Origin of the sequence: uncultured Shewanella sp. (genome assembly GCF_947491715.1) — a bacterium.
GTDB lineage: Bacteria > Pseudomonadota > Gammaproteobacteria > Enterobacterales > Shewanellaceae > Shewanella.
Genome location: NZ_CANLKR010000060.1, coordinates 1 through 19,572, shown reverse-complemented (window position 1 = coordinate 19,572; position 19,572 = coordinate 1). Strand labels below are relative to the sequence as shown.

Annotated in this window: 16 protein-coding genes; 12 read left to right on the top strand and 4 right to left on the bottom strand. The window is 41.7% G+C overall.

Features of this window, described 5'->3' with window-relative positions:
* The first annotated feature begins 417 nt into the window (after positions 1–417).
* The 10 genes from fliD (at position 418) to Q0779_RS22610 (ending at position 8,478) form a co-directional block, all read left to right on the top strand.
* A complete protein-coding gene (gene fliD, locus Q0779_RS22655) occupies positions 418–1,818 on the top strand; it encodes a flagellar filament capping protein FliD (RefSeq protein ID WP_298776355.1) in 1,401 nt (466 codons plus the stop codon).
* A gap of 2 nt (positions 1,819–1,820) precedes the next feature.
* Positions 1,821–2,201, top strand: a complete 381-nt coding sequence (gene fliS / locus Q0779_RS22650) for a flagellar export chaperone FliS (RefSeq protein WP_298776353.1) — start codon at positions 1,821–1,823, stop codon at positions 2,199–2,201.
* Positions 2,170–2,511, top strand: coding sequence for a hypothetical protein (locus Q0779_RS22645; protein WP_298776351.1), 342 nt, complete (start codon positions 2,170–2,172; stop codon positions 2,509–2,511). Before fliS ends, Q0779_RS22645 begins: the two co-directional genes overlap by 32 nt.
* The gene (locus tag Q0779_RS22640; RefSeq protein WP_298776350.1) at positions 2,501–3,781 is read left to right on the top strand and encodes a flagellar hook-length control protein FliK; all 1,281 of its coding nucleotides are present in this window, start codon (positions 2,501–2,503) and stop codon (positions 3,779–3,781) included. Before Q0779_RS22645 ends, Q0779_RS22640 begins: the two co-directional genes overlap by 11 nt.
* A gap of 14 nt (positions 3,782–3,795) precedes the next feature.
* Entirely contained in the window at positions 3,796–4,254 is a 459-nt protein-coding gene (gene fliL / locus Q0779_RS22635; protein WP_298776348.1) for a flagellar basal body-associated protein FliL, read from the top strand.
* Between the two features lie 290 nt (positions 4,255–4,544).
* A complete protein-coding gene (locus Q0779_RS22630) occupies positions 4,545–5,270 on the top strand; it encodes an RNA polymerase sigma factor FliA (RefSeq protein ID WP_298776347.1) in 726 nt (241 codons plus the stop codon).
* Positions 5,271–5,286: 16 nt separating this feature from the next.
* On the top strand, positions 5,287–6,144 hold the full coding sequence (motA, locus tag Q0779_RS22625) for a flagellar motor stator protein MotA (RefSeq protein WP_298776345.1): 858 nt from the start codon (positions 5,287–5,289) through the stop codon (positions 6,142–6,144).
* Positions 6,144–7,157 carry a flagellar motor protein MotB gene (locus Q0779_RS22620; protein ID WP_298776344.1) on the top strand — a complete coding sequence of 338 codons (1,014 nt, stop codon included), beginning with the start codon at positions 6,144–6,146 and terminating at the stop codon, positions 7,155–7,157. The genes motA and Q0779_RS22620 overlap by 1 nt, the downstream gene beginning before the upstream one ends.
* Positions 7,150–7,578, top strand: a complete 429-nt coding sequence (locus tag Q0779_RS22615; protein WP_298776342.1) for a hypothetical protein — start codon at positions 7,150–7,152, stop codon at positions 7,576–7,578. Before Q0779_RS22620 ends, Q0779_RS22615 begins: the two co-directional genes overlap by 8 nt.
* Positions 7,579–8,193: 615 nt before the next feature.
* Positions 8,194–8,478, top strand: a complete 285-nt coding sequence (locus tag Q0779_RS22610; RefSeq protein ID WP_298776339.1) for a hypothetical protein — start codon at positions 8,194–8,196, stop codon at positions 8,476–8,478.
* A 107-nt stretch (positions 8,479–8,585) separates the two neighbouring features.
* On the opposite strand, the gene Q0779_RS22605 is transcribed toward Q0779_RS22610, so the two are convergent.
* From Q0779_RS22605 to Q0779_RS22595, 3 genes are read right to left on the bottom strand one after another with little or no spacing between them, the layout of a single operon-like run.
* Complete coding sequence (locus Q0779_RS22605; RefSeq protein WP_298776337.1) at positions 8,586–10,418, bottom strand: L-tyrosine/L-tryptophan isonitrile synthase family protein; 1,833 nt, start codon at positions 10,416–10,418, stop codon at positions 8,586–8,588.
* Position 10,419: 1 nt separating this feature from the next.
* Positions 10,420–11,214: an HAD family hydrolase gene (locus Q0779_RS22600; RefSeq protein WP_298776335.1), complete on the bottom strand. Its 795-nt coding sequence runs from the start codon at positions 11,212–11,214 to the stop codon at positions 10,420–10,422.
* On the bottom strand, positions 11,207–12,205 hold the full coding sequence (locus Q0779_RS22595; RefSeq protein ID WP_298776333.1) for an isocyanide synthase family protein: 999 nt from the start codon (positions 12,203–12,205) through the stop codon (positions 11,207–11,209). The genes Q0779_RS22600 and Q0779_RS22595 overlap by 8 nt, the downstream gene beginning before the upstream one ends.
* 979 nt (positions 12,206–13,184) lie before the next feature.
* Here Q0779_RS22595 and Q0779_RS22590 point away from each other — a divergent pair.
* The gene (locus tag Q0779_RS22590; RefSeq protein ID WP_298776328.1) at positions 13,185–14,141 is read left to right on the top strand and encodes an AEC family transporter; all 957 of its coding nucleotides are present in this window, start codon (positions 13,185–13,187) and stop codon (positions 14,139–14,141) included.
* Between the two features lie 598 nt (positions 14,142–14,739).
* On the opposite strand, the gene Q0779_RS22585 is transcribed toward Q0779_RS22590, so the two are convergent.
* Positions 14,740–17,928, bottom strand: a complete 3,189-nt coding sequence (locus tag Q0779_RS22585; RefSeq protein WP_298776325.1) for an FG-GAP repeat protein — start codon at positions 17,926–17,928, stop codon at positions 14,740–14,742.
* A gap of 454 nt (positions 17,929–18,382) precedes the next feature.
* Here Q0779_RS22585 and cysE point away from each other — a divergent pair, with 454 nt between their 5' ends.
* On the top strand, positions 18,383–19,183 hold the full coding sequence (cysE, locus tag Q0779_RS22580; RefSeq protein WP_298776356.1) for a serine O-acetyltransferase: 801 nt from the start codon (positions 18,383–18,385) through the stop codon (positions 19,181–19,183).
* Positions 19,184–19,572 lie beyond the last annotated feature (389 nt).

Here is a 19,572-nt window from a genome sequence, read left to right as displayed (position 1 = left end):
TTTCAATAATGCGCCTTGAATTAAGCCTTTTTACGGGCTCTGAAAACATGCACTTTCAAGTGGTTTGGGTATAAAACCAATCATTCCTTATTGTGTTACGGCACTTGATTATTACATCACTTAGCGGCGCAATTTCAGTGCCCCATCCCCTCGGTCGCTCTAGTTTAAGGCAATTAAAGGCGAGTTTATGCTGTGTTTTAAACTGTCCCTTTTCCTCTTTTGTGTTCATTTCTCGCAATTTATAAGGTAGATGTGAGCGGAAGCACGTTTTCCTCACATTAGGCGGAATAACGGAAACACATTGAGAACAAAGCAACCCACCTTTAGTTATAAAACCATTACTTTCAACAAATTAAAAAGTGGCACGGTATTTGCTTTTTAATTGTAATGCTCAACAAGAGCCTATGAGGACATGTCATGATTTCAGGTATGAGTTCCGCTCAATTTTCCGAACAATTGGTTGCCGCCGATCGTATGGGTAAAGATCAGCTTTATAGCACTAAGCTCAGCACCAGCAAAGCACAACTGGATGCTTATAAACTACTGGAAACCCATTTAGATAAAATCAGCAGTAAACTTGGCAAGATTAACGGTGAATCTTTTGAGAAAAAAACTGCCTCAATCACTGATGATAATGCCAAAATTACTGTCAATCCTAGTGCGCCAAAAGGTAATTATGAACTTGAAGTCAAGCAACTGGCCCAGGCGCAGCAACTATCAGCCACTTTTAACGATGAAGATACACTGCTCTCTGCTGCGAGTATGTCAGGAATTTTTAGCATTCAAGTAGGTAGCGATCCTACTGATAAAATCGAAATCGATCTTGATAGCTTCAATGTAAACGGTGATAAAACAGTAGCCAACTTACGAGATGCCATTAATTCATTCACTGACAAACCGGTGACCGCTTCACTCATGCGCACCGGTGATAATGTACAACTTTTACTGACATCAAATGATTCAGGTTTGGATAACACGCTAGATGTGCAGCTGGGCGGTAGCACCTATGCAATGACTGAGCTTAGAGAAGCACAAGATGCCAAAATTGAACTTAATGGTGTATCCATTTCCAGTAGCAGTAATTATCTAGAAGATGTCATCGATGGGATCACAATTGAACTGAATCAAATCCATGAAACTAATAAATCCAGCATCATAAAAGTCGAGTCAGATTATGACTCCAGTAAAGACTCTGTCACCGACTTTGTTAATAGTTTCAATGATTTTATTGACTCAATGAATAACCTAACACGCTCCATGGGAACCACTGTACTGGACGAAACAAGCAGCAGTAGTAGCTCCAGCAGCAGTGATAGTGATGATAAAGATGACGATGATGAGGAATTTAAAACCACATCTGTTAAAGAAGATCAAATCGGTGTTTTAAAAGGCGATGCAAGTTTACGTATGCTGCAAAGCAACATGCGTGACGTCATGTTCCAAACCGCCCCTAATGGCATGCGTTTATCGGATATCGGTATCGAAATTAACCGAAGCGGCAAATTAGACATCAATAAAGATAAGCTGACAGAAGCATTAAAGAGCGATCCCGATGCGGTTAAAGCCATGTTTAGCGATTCAGGCAGCTATGTAGAGCAGCTTGAAACCATCACCAAACCTTTCACTCAAACAGCTGGCCTGCTTGATATGAAAGAAAGTAATCTCGATGCACAGATTAAACGCATCGAAGATGACATGAGCCAGCATGATTATCGCATGAAACAAAAATACCAAATTTATTTGGCACAATTTACTGCGATGGAAGCCACCATCAATTCATTAAGTGCCGCCAGCTCACTGTTTAACCAAGGAAGCTAACTATGCTAAATGAGCACGATCCTTTCAATGCCTACAAGCAAACCACACTCAATGCGAGAGCCGCTGCAGCCACGCCTCATGAAATGGTGCGTATGTTACTCGATGGCTTACTTGAAGAAATCGAACGCACGGGTGGCTTTATGCAAAGACGCAGTTTTGAAGACAAGGGAAGGAGTGTTAATAAGTGTCTCAATATAGTTCATGGATTAGATTCTATGCTGGATCTTGAAAATGGCGGTGAAGTGGCCACAAACCTCAATCGTCTTTATGACTACTGTAGCCGTCAATTAGTGACGGCCAGTGTCGAGAATGATCCTGAAGCATTGGTGCCCATTATCAAGGTAATTAAAGATGTCAGAGAAGGTTGGAGTAACCTCGGCTGAACCCCTTGCAATGAAGCCTTGGGGGCAGTTTGAAGCTGCCCTCATTAAACATGCTGACAAGCAAGACTGGGACAAATTAGTCAAAGTTAATGCATTAATGATGAAGGCGTTAAAGCAAGCGGGGGCGCCTCAAACTCAGTCACAAAAATTAGCAAGAGAGTCTCTTGCCAAGACACACAGTGAAGTCCTTAAGAAGTTGGTTCACTCAAAAAATACACTTGAAATGGAAATGCAGCAATTCACCTCGAAACAGGATGGATTAGCCGCTTACCAACTCACTCAATTAAGTGGAGCTATAGATGATCGCTAGCCTTGCTATCACCAATACAGGAAGTGCTAATACAAGTGCTGGAGATGTCTCTATTAAATCCAGCCCCAAATTTAGCAACTCAAATCATCAACGAGATGGAATGAATGCAGCCTCATTTGAGCTGAAAGACAGCCGTGAGCTTGATAACAGCCGTGAGCAAAATAAAACCCAAGCCGTCGACAAAAACGAAAAAGCATCTGAATCAAACCATGAGCAGATGGCTAATGAAGACAATAGCATAGATGATAGCAGTCCATTAAATGCCAATGAACAATCGCAGCAACATGCTAAAGCGACTGATGCCAAAGGCTCCTCAACAGAAAAGGGGCAATCCATTGACGGTCAAGTTGCGCGAGCACCATTCAATGAAGCGCAAATTAGCGCCCCATTGACACAAGCACAAAAACTGGCCCAAGAAGCGGATATGAAGGCACTTAATGCCTTGAATACGCCTCAAGGCCCACAGTCAACAACGCCAGCCAGTGTAACCCCTCAGCAAGCACTTGCCGCCAATTTGTTGCAACAAGGCAAGTCCAGTCAAAGCACGCATTCAAATGCAAGTGCACATACTGCCAATATTAATAGCAGTATGCAGTTCAATAGTGCAGCATTCACCACCAGCTCATTAGCAACTGACAGTGAATTAACGCTGAATAATCTACAAAGCAGCAATTTACGACAAGCCAATGGCTTTATGCCTGCCGGAGCCTTTGCTTTTAATAGTGATAATATTGAAAGTGCGCTCTCACAACTAGGGCAAGCAGGACATAATGTCGTTGATGAAGCAGCCCAACTCATTTCACAACATGGCCGCACTCAAGCTAAAGTCAGTCAGTGGGGTCCCATTTCGGTGCCACAATCGGCACCATTAGCGCAGCAAGCACAAGAGCTTTTGTCACCTTTGAGAGAGCAATTACGCTTTCAAGTTGATCAACAAATTAAACATGCTGAGGTCAGACTCGATCCTCCTGAGCTTGGCAAAATTGAATTAAACATTCGTCTTGATGGCGACAAGTTGCATATTCAAATGAATGCAGCTAACACCTCGGTGCGTGATGCCCTACAGCTGAGTATTGACAGACTACGTGATGACTTAGCCATGGATCATGGTGGGCAAATCGATGTCGACATTAGCCAAGGCGAGCAAAAAGAACAAAGCGATAACCCCACTCATGTGGCCTCGATAGCCAACTCTCTTGGCGAGTCGATGGAGCATCAACATACCTCTCAACAGCACTTGGTTCAAAACCAAGTTGATTTGTTAGCATAAATTAGGAGTTTAACATGGCATTTGGAAAGAGCAGCGTTAATAAAAAATTCACTCTCAGTCTCTTTATTCTGGCTTGGACTGGGATCATCTTTTGGGTGGGATGGCAAGCACCGCATATTATTGGTGGCCCTTTTAACCAGCCTAAAGTTGAAATTAAAAAAGACCGTTACTATCCACTGGATCGTTTTGTGATTTCAGTCCCAGGGGATCAATATCCGCATTATTTATTGCTAGAAATGGCCCTAAAGAGCTCATCAAATAATGTGAAACATAAGTTGTCTGAAGCCGATCCTGTGATCCGCAACGCCTTGATGAAAATGTTTGCCAGTAAAACATTTGATCAAATTAATGATCCCACGCAACTAGAGCCATTACAACAAGAAGCAAAAACCTTATTGTCGGGCTTATTCGTTGAGCATCAATATAAAATTGATTTAGAAGACTTATTGTTTACTCGTATTGTTATTCAATAGTTTTTTGATTTAATCCCTTTTGCATTGAGAGATGAAAAGCACCTTGAATGTTTCATCTCTCAACGTCGACTCGCAGAATGATAGCTAAGCCTCTTGTCATCAATCATTACAGATACTTTAGCTATGTCACTATCAAGTGAAGCCCAATTTACAATAGAAAAAGATGAATCAAAGCAAAAATATGTTTAACAATCTGGTTCGTGGCCCAACACATTCTCGCCATGCTTATCCGATGTGCAAACACACTTCTGCCTTTGCCATTCATGTAGGATAACCATAATAGGAGCAGGATGATGAATTCGGGTCAATTAGCTTATCAAGAAATATTCGATGAAAGCGTCAGTAACCGACTCAGCGAAAGTCAGGTCATGAAACAATACCTGCCTCTTGTGAAGCGCTCTGTCACGCAATTAAGAAGTCATTGCGGCCCTGTATTAGCCATTGAAGATATGGAACAAATTGGCATGATGGCTTTGCTAGAGTCATCTCGCCGTTATCCCGGTGAGTTTGATAACGGCTTTATTTCATTTGCCGGTCAACGTATACGTGGAGCGATTTTAGATGAGTTGAGACGTCAAGATTGGCGTCCTCGTCCTGTGAGGCAACAAGCCCATGAGCTCAATGACGCGGTAAGAAAATTATCACGTAAATTAGGCCGTGAAGCGACCGATATTGAAGTGGCAAACTCCATGGGACTCACGCAAAAAGATTACCGTGCACGCCTCTATGCCTCTCAAGCAGAATCGATGAAAAGCTTAGACGATATGCTAGGTGCAGGCAGCCATTTTGCCGATAAAACAGATGCGATTAATCAATTTGCTGCCAAGAAAACATTATTCAAAGCGATCGCTAAATTAAATAAAAGAGAACAAGTGATCCTGTCGCTTTACTATCAACATGAACTTAATCTAAAAGAAATCGCTGGAACATTAGGATTAACTGAAACCCGAATTTGCCAACTTCATAAGCAGGCAGTTAAACAACTTCAGACAGTCTATCAACAATGGGATCAGTGAAGGCAGGTAACGTTATATGAGTAAGATATTAGGACTAATCATCATTCTTGTTTCAGTTTTTGGTGGCTATGCTTGGGCTGGCGGCTACCTTGCAGCCTTATGGCAACCTGCTGAAATATTAATTATCTTCGGTGCAGGACTGGGGTCGTTAGTGATAGCAAACCCAAAAGCCGTGCTTGTCGATATGTACCAACAAATGAAAGAGCTTTTAGGGGTAGAGAAAGAAGATCCCGATCTTTATCCGCAGCTGTTTGGCTTATTAGGCATGTTGATGAATCAAATTCAATCACAAGGCTTAAAAGTATTAGACGACCATGTTGAAAAACCAAGAGAAAGCTCACTATTTTTAATGTACCCAGCGGTGCTGGATCATCCTAACGTGCTGCAATTTCTCATTGATAATCTTAGGTTGCAATCCATTGGTAAAATTTCTGCTCACGACTTAGCCCAAATTCTAGAAGAAGAAATTCACCGCATAGAAGACGACAGATTACGTCCTTCTCGCGCATTAGCCCGTGTGGCTGAAGCCATGCCAGGTTTTGGTATTTTAGCCGCGGTAATGGGCATTATTATTACCATGTCTAGCATTGATGGACCCATTACCGTGATTGGTATTAAAGTGGCTGCGGCGCTTGTGGGTACCTTTATTGGGATCTTCGCTTGCTACTGCTTGTTTGACCCATTGTCAAAAGCTCTTGAGCACTTAACCGAACGAAAATCAGCACAACTTCGCTGCGTGGCCGCCATATTAACCGCTTTTGCTAAAGGCAAGCCGCCTATGTTGGCGATTGATGCGGGCCGTAAACAAATTCAAAGTGAAAATAGACCTAGCTTTATTGAACTTGAACGTTGGATGGTGGAGCAACAAAGCTAATGGCAAAACGAAATGAACCCATAGTAATAAAAAAGCGCCCCTTACAGCGACGAGAAGTCGTTAATAACGGGGCTTGGAAAGTCGCCTTTGCCGATTTCACCTTAGCCATGATGGCCTTATTTATGGTGTTATGGATCATTCAAATGGCCGACCAAAAAGAGCGTGAACAAATCGTACAATATCTGCAAGGTGATATGTACGCCACAGGCTCGATTAACCCTTTTGACTTGAGTCAATCACCTTCGATGATTGACTTACATGGCGCCATTCCTATTCAGCAAGCCATTTTGCCCGCTTCAGGCACTGGCGTTGAAAGAGCTGGACCTGCTTTGCATAATCATATTCCTGCGGGAGAAGATAATCCCAAAGCCGGTCGAGGGCCTGAGCTTAATGCCATGGTGCCAGGCCAATTTGAAACTCAAGCCCAACTTGAGTTTCTGGCCCGTGAAGTGGATAAAATTATCACTCAAGTGGATATGAGCACAAATGTTGCCATTCAAGTGGTACCTCAAGGGATCCGCATTTTAGTCCATGACAATGTTCGTCAGTCTATGTTTACTCGCGGTAGTGCTAAAATGGATCCCTACTTTGAGGACTTACTCTTGGCCTTAGGTCCATTATTGGCCAAAGTTGAAAACAAAATCAGTATTTCAGGGCATACTGATTCAAGCTCTTATGTGGGTAAAACTTTTACCAACTGGGAATTGTCGAGTCAACGCGCCTTGATGGCCAGACGAGTATTGGAATATGGCGGAGTAAAGCGTAATCAAATCGTGCAAGTCACAGGCATGGCCGATCAAGCCCCCTTTATTGTTGACGATCCTAAAGCCAATGCCAATCGACGCATAGAGATGTTAGTGCTGACTCACAATGCTGAAAGACAGATCAAAGAAATGGCGGGTTTTCCTGCTACGACCATAGGATCGGATCCAAGACTTGAACAAGCCAAAAAATTAGCGGAGAATAATCAACCAAGAACAAGATACCCTGAGCAATGGACCCGCTATGAGTGAAACAGAACAACCTTTTACACCCGTCATGGATCAAGCTGTACCCGTTGTTGATAAAAACACAGAAGAACAAGAACTGAGAAAACACGCCAGACTCAGCTTAAGAAACGATGATGCCGCCTCGGATCTCGCTCTTGCTTGTGATGGCGTCACAGTCAAACTCAGTAAAAAAAGTTGGTGGAAAACCAGTCAACTTGGCATTGCCAATATTAAAGATTTCGGCTTAGGAGGTATTGGTATTGTCACCAGTACACCGCTGGAGGTAGGCCAAGAAATTAATGTTGAACTTAATGGACTCGAAATGGCTGTGGAAATTGCTCGAACGCGTCCCATCAACAGTAAATTGAATTTTGTCGGCGCCCGTTGGCTGAGCACAGATAACAAAGCCATAGTCGCCATGATCAGCCAAATAAAGCCCGCTTAACAAGTCTATTTATTTGAAGGTTTTTCACTATTTTTGCATATACCCGTGATACTTGAAGATGCAGGATTCAGCTGGAATGAAAAGCCTTTTAGGCAAGGTCATTAATTGCTCCTGCATAAATGACATTTCCATCATCCTTGATGGTCAGCTTGAACAGCGTGCTTAGTCATTCTAAGCTGGTGTTCAGTAACGCAGCATAAAAGGCTTTGCTTTTACATATAAAGAGGCCAGCCCCTTGGGAGTCTGTAAAATCACCTACATCGAAGTTGTATCACCTTAAAAGGCAATAAGCATTCTTGCAATAATACGCCTTGAATTAGGCACTTTTACAGGCTCTGAAAACAGGCATCTTCAAGTATCACGGGTATAGACGGCTTTCGAAGCAGTCAAGAGTTTGAAATAACCTTCAAACACCCATGAATAACATTATGCTTATTCAATTAAAGAAATGGATCATTTGGGACGTCTTTTTGAAGGCATAAAATTGCGAATAATCATCACCTGATTTAATAAGCAACCACATTCAAATGGTTTAAGTGACATTGCATTTGAAAATGCAACAAGCAAACAATGTACTTATTCCAATATATAACAAGATTGATCCGGAGGGTCACCATGACAGATGCTTCTCAACGAAAGGGGCCTGATAGCCTGCAGAAGCTATTTTTATACCTTATTTTAATTGATTGGTTTGTATTGATTTATATCTCATTTGAAATAAGAGAATTTACGTTTAGACATGGCTCAATGGCTTCAGTCATGCTGACCCTATTTAATTTAATACTGGTCAACCTATGTTATCGCAGGGCAAGACGAGCCGAAGACAGTTATTTACTTTATCCTGTGATAGGCGGCGCCTTATTATCTTTTATTCTAATGGCGTATTTCTTTTTCTTTTAAGGTGCTTTTCCCTGCTAAAGAAAATGAAATACGATGACAATCATAAAAGGGTTAATTCCTAAAATAGGCAATTAACCCTTTTTATCATCTTTATCGTGGAACTGGTATTAATACACCTGCACTCGCCAAAGCTCACGAGACATAGACTTTTCACTCATGGCTAAGCGGCCATGCAAAGTGTAGTAATTATCAATGATGACTAAATCCCCGGCTTCCCACTCATGGGCAACAAAACACTTTTCATGATAAGCAATATCATTCACTTCTTGAACAAGTGGCGCCAATTCATCTGATGTCATTGATTCTGAGGATAATGAAAAACGTTGCAGTTTTGACTCACTGCCTTCTTGATAACGTAATATAGACTCTTGGGTTGTTGGATGTAAGTCCACCAGCGGATAACGTCTTGGCGTGCCGCCAAAATACGTCAGCTTAGTTTCATAGGTAATATCAATATTTTTCCACTGTTTCACCTTAGCTTGTCCCGCTAATTTTAGCGCCACACGGCTATCTACTATGGTGGTTTGCCCTTCACCTTTTACAGGCGGCGTCTTGCAATAAAGCATGAAGCAACTGGCAGAAAATTTGGGGTTTTGCGCTACTTTTTTCTCGGTGGCAGGCAACATGCTTAAATCCCAATGCAGGGGCGTCTTCTCAATAGAGTGAACAAATCCATGAGGCACCTCTTCCGGTTTAACCACATGCACGGGACCAAATTTCCAATGATAAATATCCCCAAAAGGATCACAAAAATCAAGGAAGTCTTGCTGTGTAATCGTCGGCATATTCTTAAGCACAATAAAACCAAATTGTTCGCTCAATTTTTGCAAAAAATCCGTCGGTAAACAAGCGTAGCCCAGCCTTTGAGGATCGCTAATTTTAAGGCCAAATGCAGGGGCTTTAATCACTTCAACACTAAAGCCTTGTAATGTTGGATCCGCGACTTCTAAATAACACCAATTCTGCTCCCCATTGGTCACCTTAATCACATGTTTTTGCTTGGCAATTCCATGAGGAAGTTGAACAAATTCCCCCGATAGCAAACGCACAGGCACAGTATGCCAGGGGCTCACCGCTTTATTAATATCACTCGATAAACTAAAAGTGAATTTAGGGCCTATATTGTCATAGCTATGAACCGATAATCGAATGTGATCTGGGTAGGTTTTATCAATGGCCGCGCTGAGGGCGCGACCACGATACATCATTTGATACGCTTTATCGCTGATACTTTCAAGATAACTGTCTCTGTCACCATGGCTAAATCGCTCAATACACACATCATGGTATAAATAACTGCAAAGCTTATCGTGCACCTTTGCTTGCGAGGCAGAATTACTCACCTTTTGCACAAACTTATCAAACGAACGTGGTCCAGTACTTATGCCTTTTAATAAGGCTTTTCGCAAGCTCTCACTGTCTGTTTTTTGAAGATGTCTCGCATCGGGTAATAAATCAATTAAATCAGCCCAAATAATATTCTCAGTCACATTTAAATGCCGTAAAGCCGCTTTATATTGCGTTTTCACTGCATCATCTACATGGACAATATCGGCAAAGGTGGTTCCATCACTTAATATAGTGACACGGCTGCCATGGGGGTAAATCTCATTGAGGGCCACACAAAATGCATCTAGTCGCTCTATAGCCAATACTTCCCCTAAATCTGGCATAGCAGAAAAGCTTTTATCGATAACATTGGGCGACTTACACGGGAATCCAGGTAAAATAAACGCTAACGGCTCACTTTTTGCCATAAAATACTGGATTTGTTGACGAGCTAACTCACGGCCTTGGACGTCAAATTGATCGTTTTCATGGCGCACTAAATAAGACGCTAATACATTAAGAATGCGTTCGACTTGCTCACTATTATCAGCCGCTGAAATATTGAAATCTGCTCGTCTTTGAGCATGTGTTGAATCCATATGGGTATGCATTTTATTTCCTTCCTTCTGTCGCCAATACACTTTCATTCATGTCGTGTTTATCTAGTGAGCATTTGGCAGACTCAAGCCTGTGCTGTAACTCATCAATATGAGAGATACTATTCAACTTATGTTGTGGGATCAGTTCGTCTTGACGACCATAACCCCAGTCGGCAAAAACAAACTCCACTTTGGCATTGTTGGCCGTTTGTTGATCGACCACAGTATCGCCAATAAATAAGGCTTCATAGGCTTTAACATTCAATTGGTTAAGCACATGCAAAGTTGAATCTGGCGCAGGCTTTTTGGAAAACTCATCCCCCAAACCTTGCAGGAGAGAGAAGTGAATACCTTTTGCATTATCGGTATCAAAGAGTGTTTCAAGTAAATATGTCGCCTGCTGATGATGTTTATTAGTCACAACCGCAAGTTTTATGCCTTGCTGTTGCCATTGTTGCAGCGCTGCAATAACACCATCATAAACCACCGTTTTTTTTATCAGATTCTCACCATAATGGCGTAAATAAAAAGCGTAGACTTCATCTAAATTGGGAAAAGAATCACCGACTAAAGAAGGTATTGATAATAAAGATGAGTGGCTTGAAGATGATGTAGATGTAGATAAAGCAAAAGCGGATAACAAGCTTTGCACCATATTTTTACTACCACCACCGATAAGTGCTTGGTACACAGTGATGGGCTGAGGCGACAATGAAAAATGCGCTAAAGTCTCATTCATCGCCCCCATGATATCCTTTAAGGTGTCAATTAATGTGCCATCTAAATCAAAAATTAATGCCTTAATCATACAAGCCTCCAATATTCTTATCGGGACTTTTAAAAAGCGAATGATAATGGCTTGGCTTACCTTGATTAAAAATCAGCCTGTGCGTATTTTCATCCACTTGATTGCGGTTTTGCAATCGAATTTCATCATTTTGCATTATGGCAACAGAATGCCAAGGCGTACGCCAAGCATCATCTGATTTTCCCATATGGATCCCAATTTTCTCAGAAACGCGAAATTGAGGATGAATAGACAATCTCAACGCATTGGGGTAATACTCCTCCAATAATCGACTCCAAGCATTACTGCGCTGAATAACCCGTAGTGACACGGCTTTAGCCTGCTTTTGAATTTGCGTATTACTGTTATTCGCAAACTCGGCTAATCCACTAAAATCTTCAAATAAAAATTTGGCGATCCCTTGATACATAGATAAGGTTTCTTTATTGGTTTTTGCTGCCCCCATCAAACTAATGAGGGACTCACCGTAACCCACCATTAATTCTTCACGCATAGCATCAAAGCTCGATAACACGCCAAAAGCATCATTTAAATCAAAAAAATCAAAATGTTTAGGATAATGTGATTGATAATATTCTTGAATGGCTTGCGTATAGGCTCGCACGTCTTCATCGGGAATACGCACTAAATCAGCAAACACATAACCATCAGAACAAATGTTGATTTTTGCGCCCTTATCATAGACAGAACGGATTTCGCCACAAAGCTGATTAAGCACATCAATAGAGTGGGTTTCTGCCAAGTCGGGCAACCGACTCAAAGTTTTATTTCGATTAGGTGACTTACCCGGATAAGCAGGCAAAATCATATGAATAGGCTGGTTGTGCTCCACCATGTGCATCACTTTGTTCAAGTGAGGTGTGACTTCATTTAAAGGTAAGGTTGAAAAAAAGGTCGACTCAAGGTCTATCGCTTCACTTTTCAGTAATTTCCGCCATTTGAAAATAATGGCTAAAATATCACTGGCAATGCGTTTATTATTTTTATCCATGCATGCATCTCTTCATCAGAGTAAGCGCATCCTAGCGGTAATGTTAACCTAGCATCCCTCCTCTAGGCCGTAAAAGATAACAAGGACCAACCCAGAACTGACTCAGCAATTATTCAGCAACAACTCAATACTCACCTTAAATCGACTCAAAAATTACTAATAATTTACTAAACATTCACCCAGTGTTAGCCACTTGTATCAAAAAGTAACAATCTGATTATAGAATAAACACTCAAAATGTAAACAGTTACTAATAAAGTTAATACAAATAAATCTTAATCGTATAAGCTTTTTGTTTTAAATCACTTTTTATGATTCATCACCATGCATAAAAAACAAACAAGATAAAAACAACATAAATTAATAATGAAGAGTTAGCATGTAACATCACTTAAAGCTTTAGCAAAGACACCTGCAAAAAAGCCATAGCAAAATAGGAAGGAAATTCATCAATACTAATGCCGTAGAGATCAGGATGTCATAGACACCAGCAAACTTAACAAGCCCACTCCTCACCCAAAAAATAATTATGGGTGTCCAAATAAAAGCATGGGTGTCCAAATAAAAGCATTCAGATAAAAAAGGGCTAAGTACCTATTCAAAACACACGGCTAAAAATAAACATACGAAGGTTATTTTGTATAAGCTTAAGATACGGTCCAAATAGCTTATTAAACCAGTTACAGCAGCTTTAAAACACACTAAAAACCACTATCACCATGCTTGTTGTTATCTCATCTGCAGCATAGGTATAAAGAAGTAAACAACTTATTAATCTTAAAGTAAAAAAAAGACCATATTGAATATAACCACGCGATATGAGCAAATTAAGTAAAATATTAATCAATTGATGCACATTTTGCGTAACTATGCCACTAACCATGCCACGACAAACACTGGCTTCAAGCACAAGCAATAAACCTAGAAAGCAGTGCTTTGGGCATTATAGGCATCCACATCGAAAAGGAATACATGTTAAATGTTATTTTTTTCTGTTATATCAACTATCTTTCCGATTTTTATTTTGATTGCTCTAGGCTATATAACCATGTATTTAGGGTTGTTCAAAAAAGAGGTCAGTGATGCTTTAATGTCTTTAAGTACAAAACTGCTATTACCGCTCCTTTTATTTCAAACACTTTCAGTAGCCAATTTAACGCTAAATAACCCGTTACCACTTTGGGTAGGATACTACAGTAGTGTTCTTATCGTTTTTTCCTTAGGCACACTCATTGCTCTCTTTGTAATGAGAAAAAATGCCCCAGAAGCCATAGTAGGCGGAGTTGCATCAGCCTACGGAAATACAGGCTTTATGGGGATCCCTTTAATCACATCTTTATTTGGAAGAGATGGCCTGATCCCAATGGCATTAATTAGTGCAATCCAATTACCATTAATCATGATAACCTCAGTTGCCTTAATGAGTATCATTGGAAATGGAACAAGTAAAACCTCATTTCGAACAATGCTCACAGATACAAGCTCGAAGCTTCTCACAAACCCTATTATTATCGCCACGGTTTTAGGTGCCCTGTGGAGTTTAGCAGGCTTCAAAATGCCAAACTTTCTCTCTAACACACTGGACTTGCTCGCTGATGCAGCCACCCCTATTGCATTGTTATCAGTAGGAATGATAATGGTTAACTATGGCATTAGAGGAACCCTTGTAGGTGCGACAGTATTCAGTTTGCTAAAGCTGTTACTTATGCCTTTTACGGTTTATTTTTTTACTGCTCACGTTTTCGATATGTCATCGCTTTGGGTTAGCGTTGCCACAATAGCAGCAGCGCTGCCAACTGGGGTCAATTCCATAATGTTTGCCAACATGTTTAACGCAAACAAAGCCACAACAACCAACACCATAACATTAACAAGCATTACCATAGTATTTTCGATTTTTTTCTGGCTATGCTTTTTGAAAGTCAAAGGCTTTTAAACAAGAGTGCTTTTCAAGTAGCATCCTTTAACAAATACCCCATTCAAATTTTCACCCTCTTGCCTATATCACCTTCAAGCAATCATCATAAAAATAATCATGGGTGTCCAAATAAAAAATACCCACTTTCAAACGTTAGCCTATATCGCATTCAAGCAACCATCATAAAAATAATTATGGGTATCCAAATAAAAAAGGTCTCATTTTCAGATATTTGCCTTATTGTCTTCAAGCAACCATCATAAAATAATCATGGGTGTCCAAATAAAAAAGGGCTCATTTTTAGATATTTGCCTTATTGTCTTCAAGCAACCATCATAAAATAATTATGGGTGTCCAAATAAAAAAGGAGGATAAAAAGAGTTAGGAGCCCTGATAAGAAAGAGCTAAATGAGATATGAAAGACTAAAAAACGGGCCTGAAAAGGCCCGCTTGGAATGTAAGACTCATCAAAGTGAACATTCGCCTCAGTACTGATATTAGCGCTAGTATCAGTTATCAGTGCGAGCATGAGTGTCCATTTACGCTAACACTGAGCACTAACACTAAGAGCTGTCGTGAACAGCACACTCAGTTAAAGAAACTGAGCTAAAAAGACTTAATAGACGTAAACGGCACCTGCAGATTTTGCTGAAGTATCATTTTGATTGCCTTGGATACCTGTACTGTTAGAATCCTCGGATTCAGCGCCCACGGCTAAAGTAGAACCAGTTGCATCTACCGCTATACTAAAGCCAAAGTTGTTGTTACCGTAGTCTATTTCATTGAAAATTTTATGCAGCTCCCAACCCACATCGACCTTCTTGTATTGCCCAACCACTTTTGAACCACTATTATCACCGATATCAGTCGGTTGATCAGACTGTTTATCGCCTATATTTCCAAAAATAGATTCATTATCTAAACTGATTTCACGGCCACTAAAACCGAGTATAGTGTCACTAAAAGACCAACTTTCATTTTCTCTGGAATAAATATATGAAATATTATCATGATAAGCAATCATCATATTTCCATCGTAATTTAAAATCCCTTGGAAAAACTCCTCATCTCTTTCAACAACATTCTTTTTAATATATGCTGTTTGCACCCAAGTATCTTCAGCACGTTCAAACATGTAAATCGCACCACTATCGTTTACTTCATTATTATGTTGATCCCCATTAATACCTGTCGCTGAAGAATCCTCCCTCATAGCCCCAACTGCAATGGTATGACCATCACCACTAATTGCAACTGAACGACCAAAATAATCATCCTCCTCTGTATTACTCGCTTTCAAGTAAGCCGTTTGTGACCAAGTTTCTTCTGTAAAAGAAAATACATAGGCCGCACCACTGTCATCAACAGTATTATCTGATCCATCTCCATTGACGCCAGTAGCACTCGAATCCTCATACACGGCACCTACAACAATCGTATTACCATCGGCACTCATATCCATAGCTTCACCTAAACGATCAGCCACATCAGGATGATTTGCTTTTAGCAAAGCTTGTTGCGCCCAAGTATTACCGTCATAACGAAAAACATAAATCGCACCACTATTTGCACTAATAGAATCTTCCTGTGATGCAGCAACAGCCAAAGTTAATCCATCTTGACTTAATGCCACATCGCCTCCAAAGTGCTCTGAGGTACTAAAAGAGGACTCTGGAGCAGCAGAAGGTTTCACATAAGCTTCCTGTCGCCAAACTAACCCCTCACGGCGGTACAAGTACACGGCGCCAACAGAAGGGAGAACACTATTAGATCCAATACTATTATTTTCCTGATCGCCATTGATGCCTGTGGCATTAGAGTCTTCACCAATAGCTCCCACCGCCATCAACTTACCATCACCACTTAAGGCCACCGAAGTACCAAAATAGTCGTATTCCTCAGTATTTGAGGCTTTAAAATAACCAATCGCGGCATCCAATTGCGGGCGGCTTGGGGTGGCCATGTTGCTGACCACGCTGCGGCTGCCATTACTGGCACGAATAAAAAATTGCGGATTATCGGTGAGCAGCGCCGCATCGAGATAGACGCTGTTCTCGCTTATTGTTACGAGCTCGCCCAGTGGATGACAAAAATCACTGGCCGATAAACTGACATCATACAAGCACACTTGGTATTCGCTGGCCCAGTTGTTGGAGTCACTCCAATCCAGCGCGAAGGTTTTCACACCCGTGGCGAGAATATTGATTTCATCTAGCACAATTTCAGTGGGAATGTCTTGTTGTAAATACAACAAGTGATTCACCACCGATAACGGCGCGTACTCTTGAGTGAAGCTGGCCCATAAGTCGCCTTTCTCGGCGCGAATGCTGTGCTCGCCTGCTGGCAAGTGCAATTTAATGGACGCAGTTTGATATTCGCTGCCCGTTAAGCCCACAAGGGTATTGTCGACATAGATCTCGGCGCCAATGGCCAAAGCGGGATCGCTATCTGTGGTAACACTCAGCATCAAGGTCGATAACAAGCTGCCACTTATTTGGTGGGATACATCAATACTCAGCTCACAGCCCTTAATTTGGGTTTCACCTAGCTCCACCTCAAAGGCGCAGCTGGCCAGTGGCGCCTCAATGTAAGTATTGTCCTCACGTTTTGTATAAAAGCTTAAATAGGCCATGGCCGTTTGTGCGCCTTGAGCATAAAACTGCGGCAACTCAGTGTCCGCCAGCTGATAGACTCCCTCTTCAAACACAAAGCTGTGCAGTGTTTCACTATTTACACTTGTGTCACTACTTTCAGCACTGAGGCGCATGATCATGGCTAGGTTTTCGACGCCTGATACACGCTCGACTAACACTTCAGGCACCTGAATGTTAATTTCACTTAAACTGTTGTCGGCTTCAAAGCTAAAGTCCACATCTGCGCTTAAGGGAATAATATCTATCGGCGTGTTACCACCTGCGGTCAACTCAATATTGATTTCTCCGGTGCGCATCATGCCCACAAGGCGGTTATCGTCATAGAGTTTCACTAAAATATCGTAATTACCATCGCCCAATGGCAAGGTGACATTGGTGAGGCCGAATTCCGTATCCAGCTCGTAAATGACCTCGTCACCACCATCGATAATTAAGCCCAATTTTGGCACGCTCAATGTGGCTAGCTCATCGGTTGAGAATTGAAAATTCAAGGTGGCGAGCTCGTCGATATCTTCTAAGATCACTAAGGTTTCGCCTAAGTGCGGCTGAAATAAGAGCGCTACTTCAGGGCTCGTGCCCTCGACAATGACTTCCCCTAGTGCTGTCGCCACATATTGCTGCTCATCATGCTCAATTGCTACCACAAAATCGTAGGTATCTGGCGTTAATGCTAAAGTGCGGTGCGACACGATACTGCCATCGGTTTTCAGCGTCAGCGGCCAGTCAAAAGTTTGCACTTCCCCTGTGGTCACTGAGGTAGCCTGCATTTGACCGTCGAAACGGGTGTCTTCGCTCACCACGAGATCCACAGGTGATGCATTCAGTGTACTGTTAGATTGGACTTGATTGTTGCTACTTGCTTGCTCAAACGCATCTGTACTGCGCTTCATACCACTAACAGTATCAATACTGTTTCCTGTACTTTGGTCTCCAGAGTCGTTCGTTGCGGTATTGGTAATGCTTTGACGATATAGCGCAGCAAAATGCGGCGTTACAGTGACATCAAGCTTAGCAGGCGTCACCGCGCTATTATTTGCTTCCGCTGCGCCGTTATTATTGGACTCGCTACCGCCACAAGCCGCTAAACTGATGGCCAATGCAATCGGGCTTAACTTCTTAATAAGCTTTGTATTGTTAAACAAATTAGACATCTTGTTCCTATCTTCCTTTATTCCATGGACACAACTCACATGAGTTATGCCCCTATGAATGCGACAGGAGACAACAAAAAGTAAAGGTAAAAGACAAATAAAAGTTACATTTCATAAACTTAAAAGACACAATAGTGATTATAAAGCAGACAAGTAATGCACAAAAAAAGGCGCTATTTATCGATAAAAGTCCATACAAGGGGGTTAATGCAGGCAACATTGTCCGTGGGGAATTGTTAGGCTGCCGGTTTTTATTGAATGGTTTTTAGTAGCTAGTTTTTTTATAGATGGCTTTTTATAAGTTAGTGCCAAATAAACTATTGTTCCGCTTTGTGATAAGTCCCGCTAAATGTTAGGTTAAACGGTTGTGATCATGGCTTCGCCATATGATTTAAAGTCGCTCGCGTTATGCGATATCAATACACATTCATTATTAATAAAAGAGCAAAACCGTATGCGTTATGAAGTTTGGGAACAATTAAGAATAGAAGCTACCGCCCTTGTTAAAAAAGAGCCGCTACTTGCCAGCCATGTGTATTCTTGTGTGCTCAATCATGAATGTTTAGGCTCAGCATTAAGCTTTATCGTGGCTAACAAACTCTCGGATGCGGTGGTCTCCCCTTTTACTTTCAGAGAGTTATTTGATCAAGCCTTTATTAATTGTGAAACCATGTTGACCTCCGTTGCCGCCGACATTAAAGCCGTCGCGGATCGCGATCCTGCTGCAGTCGATTATTTAACGGTACTGCTAAACTTAAAAGGCTTTATGGCCATTCAAGTACACCGCTTGGCCCATTGCTTATGGCAGGAAGACCGTAAAGAACTGGCCCGATTCATACAAAGCCGCAATTCAGAAGTCTTTGGTGTCGATATCCATCCTGCTTGCCGTATTGGCCAAGGGATCATGTTCGATCATGCCACAGGCATAGTGATTGGCGAGACCGCCGTTATTGACGATAATGTCTCCATATTACAATCGGTCACATTAGGCGGTACGGGTAATGAAGAAGGCGATCGTCACCCCAAAATTCGTCAAGGCGTACTGATCGGTGCAGGGGCTACGGTTCTGGGGAATATTGAAATTGGAGAAGGCGCGAAAATAGGCTCAGGCTCCGTTGTCCTTAACTCAGTCAAATCTCACACCACCGTTGTTGGGGTGCCCGCTAAGGTCGTCGGAAAACCAGACTGTGAATTTCCCGCACAATCGATGGAACAGAATGTCTACGATGACTCATTAGCGAGTGCATTGATATAGTCATCAATCTCTGATAGCCATCAGTCAGGTAAAGCATGGATGCTTGAGAATGACCGCTCTTTTAGCAAATGGCTAAAGTAATGACACTCTGATTTTCATCATCCTTTATAAAAAGACAAATACGAAAAAAGCCTCATCTTTCGATGAGGCTTATCTCTTTTGTATTGTGAAACGGACTTGCTCTTGTTAACAGTCGAACTCGCGACTCCCGGCGTGACAGGCCGACTCTCTCTAATGAAAAGCCTTAAAATCCCCAGGGATGGGGTGAATGCTGAATAATGTATGGAACATTATCAGCCCAACTGAACTACCGAACTACCGCTTGATTTTCATCATCACTTATAAAAATGACAGACACGAAAAAGCCCTAACATTGCTGTTAGGGCTTC

Excerpts from the sequence above, each read along its gene's own strand:
- fliD (WP_298776355.1), top strand. The coding sequence starts at position 418 with ATGATTTCAGGTATGAGTTCCGCTCAATTTTCCGAACAATTGGTTGCC.
- fliS (WP_298776353.1), top strand. The coding sequence starts at position 1,821 with ATGCTAAATGAGCACGATCCTTTCAATGCCTACAAGCAAACCACACTC.
- Q0779_RS22645 (WP_298776351.1), top strand. The coding sequence starts at position 2,170 with ATGTCAGAGAAGGTTGGAGTAACCTCGGCTGAACCCCTTGCAATGAAG.
- Q0779_RS22640 (WP_298776350.1), top strand. The coding sequence starts at position 2,501 with ATGATCGCTAGCCTTGCTATCACCAATACAGGAAGTGCTAATACAAGT.
- fliL (WP_298776348.1), top strand. The coding sequence starts at position 3,796 with ATGGCATTTGGAAAGAGCAGCGTTAATAAAAAATTCACTCTCAGTCTC.
- Q0779_RS22630 (WP_298776347.1), top strand. The coding sequence starts at position 4,545 with ATGATGAATTCGGGTCAATTAGCTTATCAAGAAATATTCGATGAAAGC.
- motA (WP_298776345.1), top strand. The coding sequence starts at position 5,287 with ATGAGTAAGATATTAGGACTAATCATCATTCTTGTTTCAGTTTTTGGT.
- Q0779_RS22620 (WP_298776344.1), top strand. The coding sequence starts at position 6,144 with ATGGCAAAACGAAATGAACCCATAGTAATAAAAAAGCGCCCCTTACAG.
- Q0779_RS22615 (WP_298776342.1), top strand. The coding sequence starts at position 7,150 with ATGAGTGAAACAGAACAACCTTTTACACCCGTCATGGATCAAGCTGTA.
- Q0779_RS22610 (WP_298776339.1), top strand. The coding sequence starts at position 8,194 with ATGACAGATGCTTCTCAACGAAAGGGGCCTGATAGCCTGCAGAAGCTA.
- Q0779_RS22605 (WP_298776337.1), bottom strand. The coding sequence starts at position 10,418 with ATGCATACCCATATGGATTCAACACATGCTCAAAGACGAGCAGATTTC.
- Q0779_RS22600 (WP_298776335.1), bottom strand. The coding sequence starts at position 11,214 with ATGATTAAGGCATTAATTTTTGATTTAGATGGCACATTAATTGACACC.
- Q0779_RS22595 (WP_298776333.1), bottom strand. The coding sequence starts at position 12,205 with ATGGATAAAAATAATAAACGCATTGCCAGTGATATTTTAGCCATTATT.
- Q0779_RS22590 (WP_298776328.1), top strand. The coding sequence starts at position 13,185 with ATGTTATTTTTTTCTGTTATATCAACTATCTTTCCGATTTTTATTTTG.
- Q0779_RS22585 (WP_298776325.1), bottom strand. The coding sequence starts at position 17,928 with ATGTCTAATTTGTTTAACAATACAAAGCTTATTAAGAAGTTAAGCCCG.
- cysE (WP_298776356.1), top strand. The coding sequence starts at position 18,383 with ATGCGTTATGAAGTTTGGGAACAATTAAGAATAGAAGCTACCGCCCTT.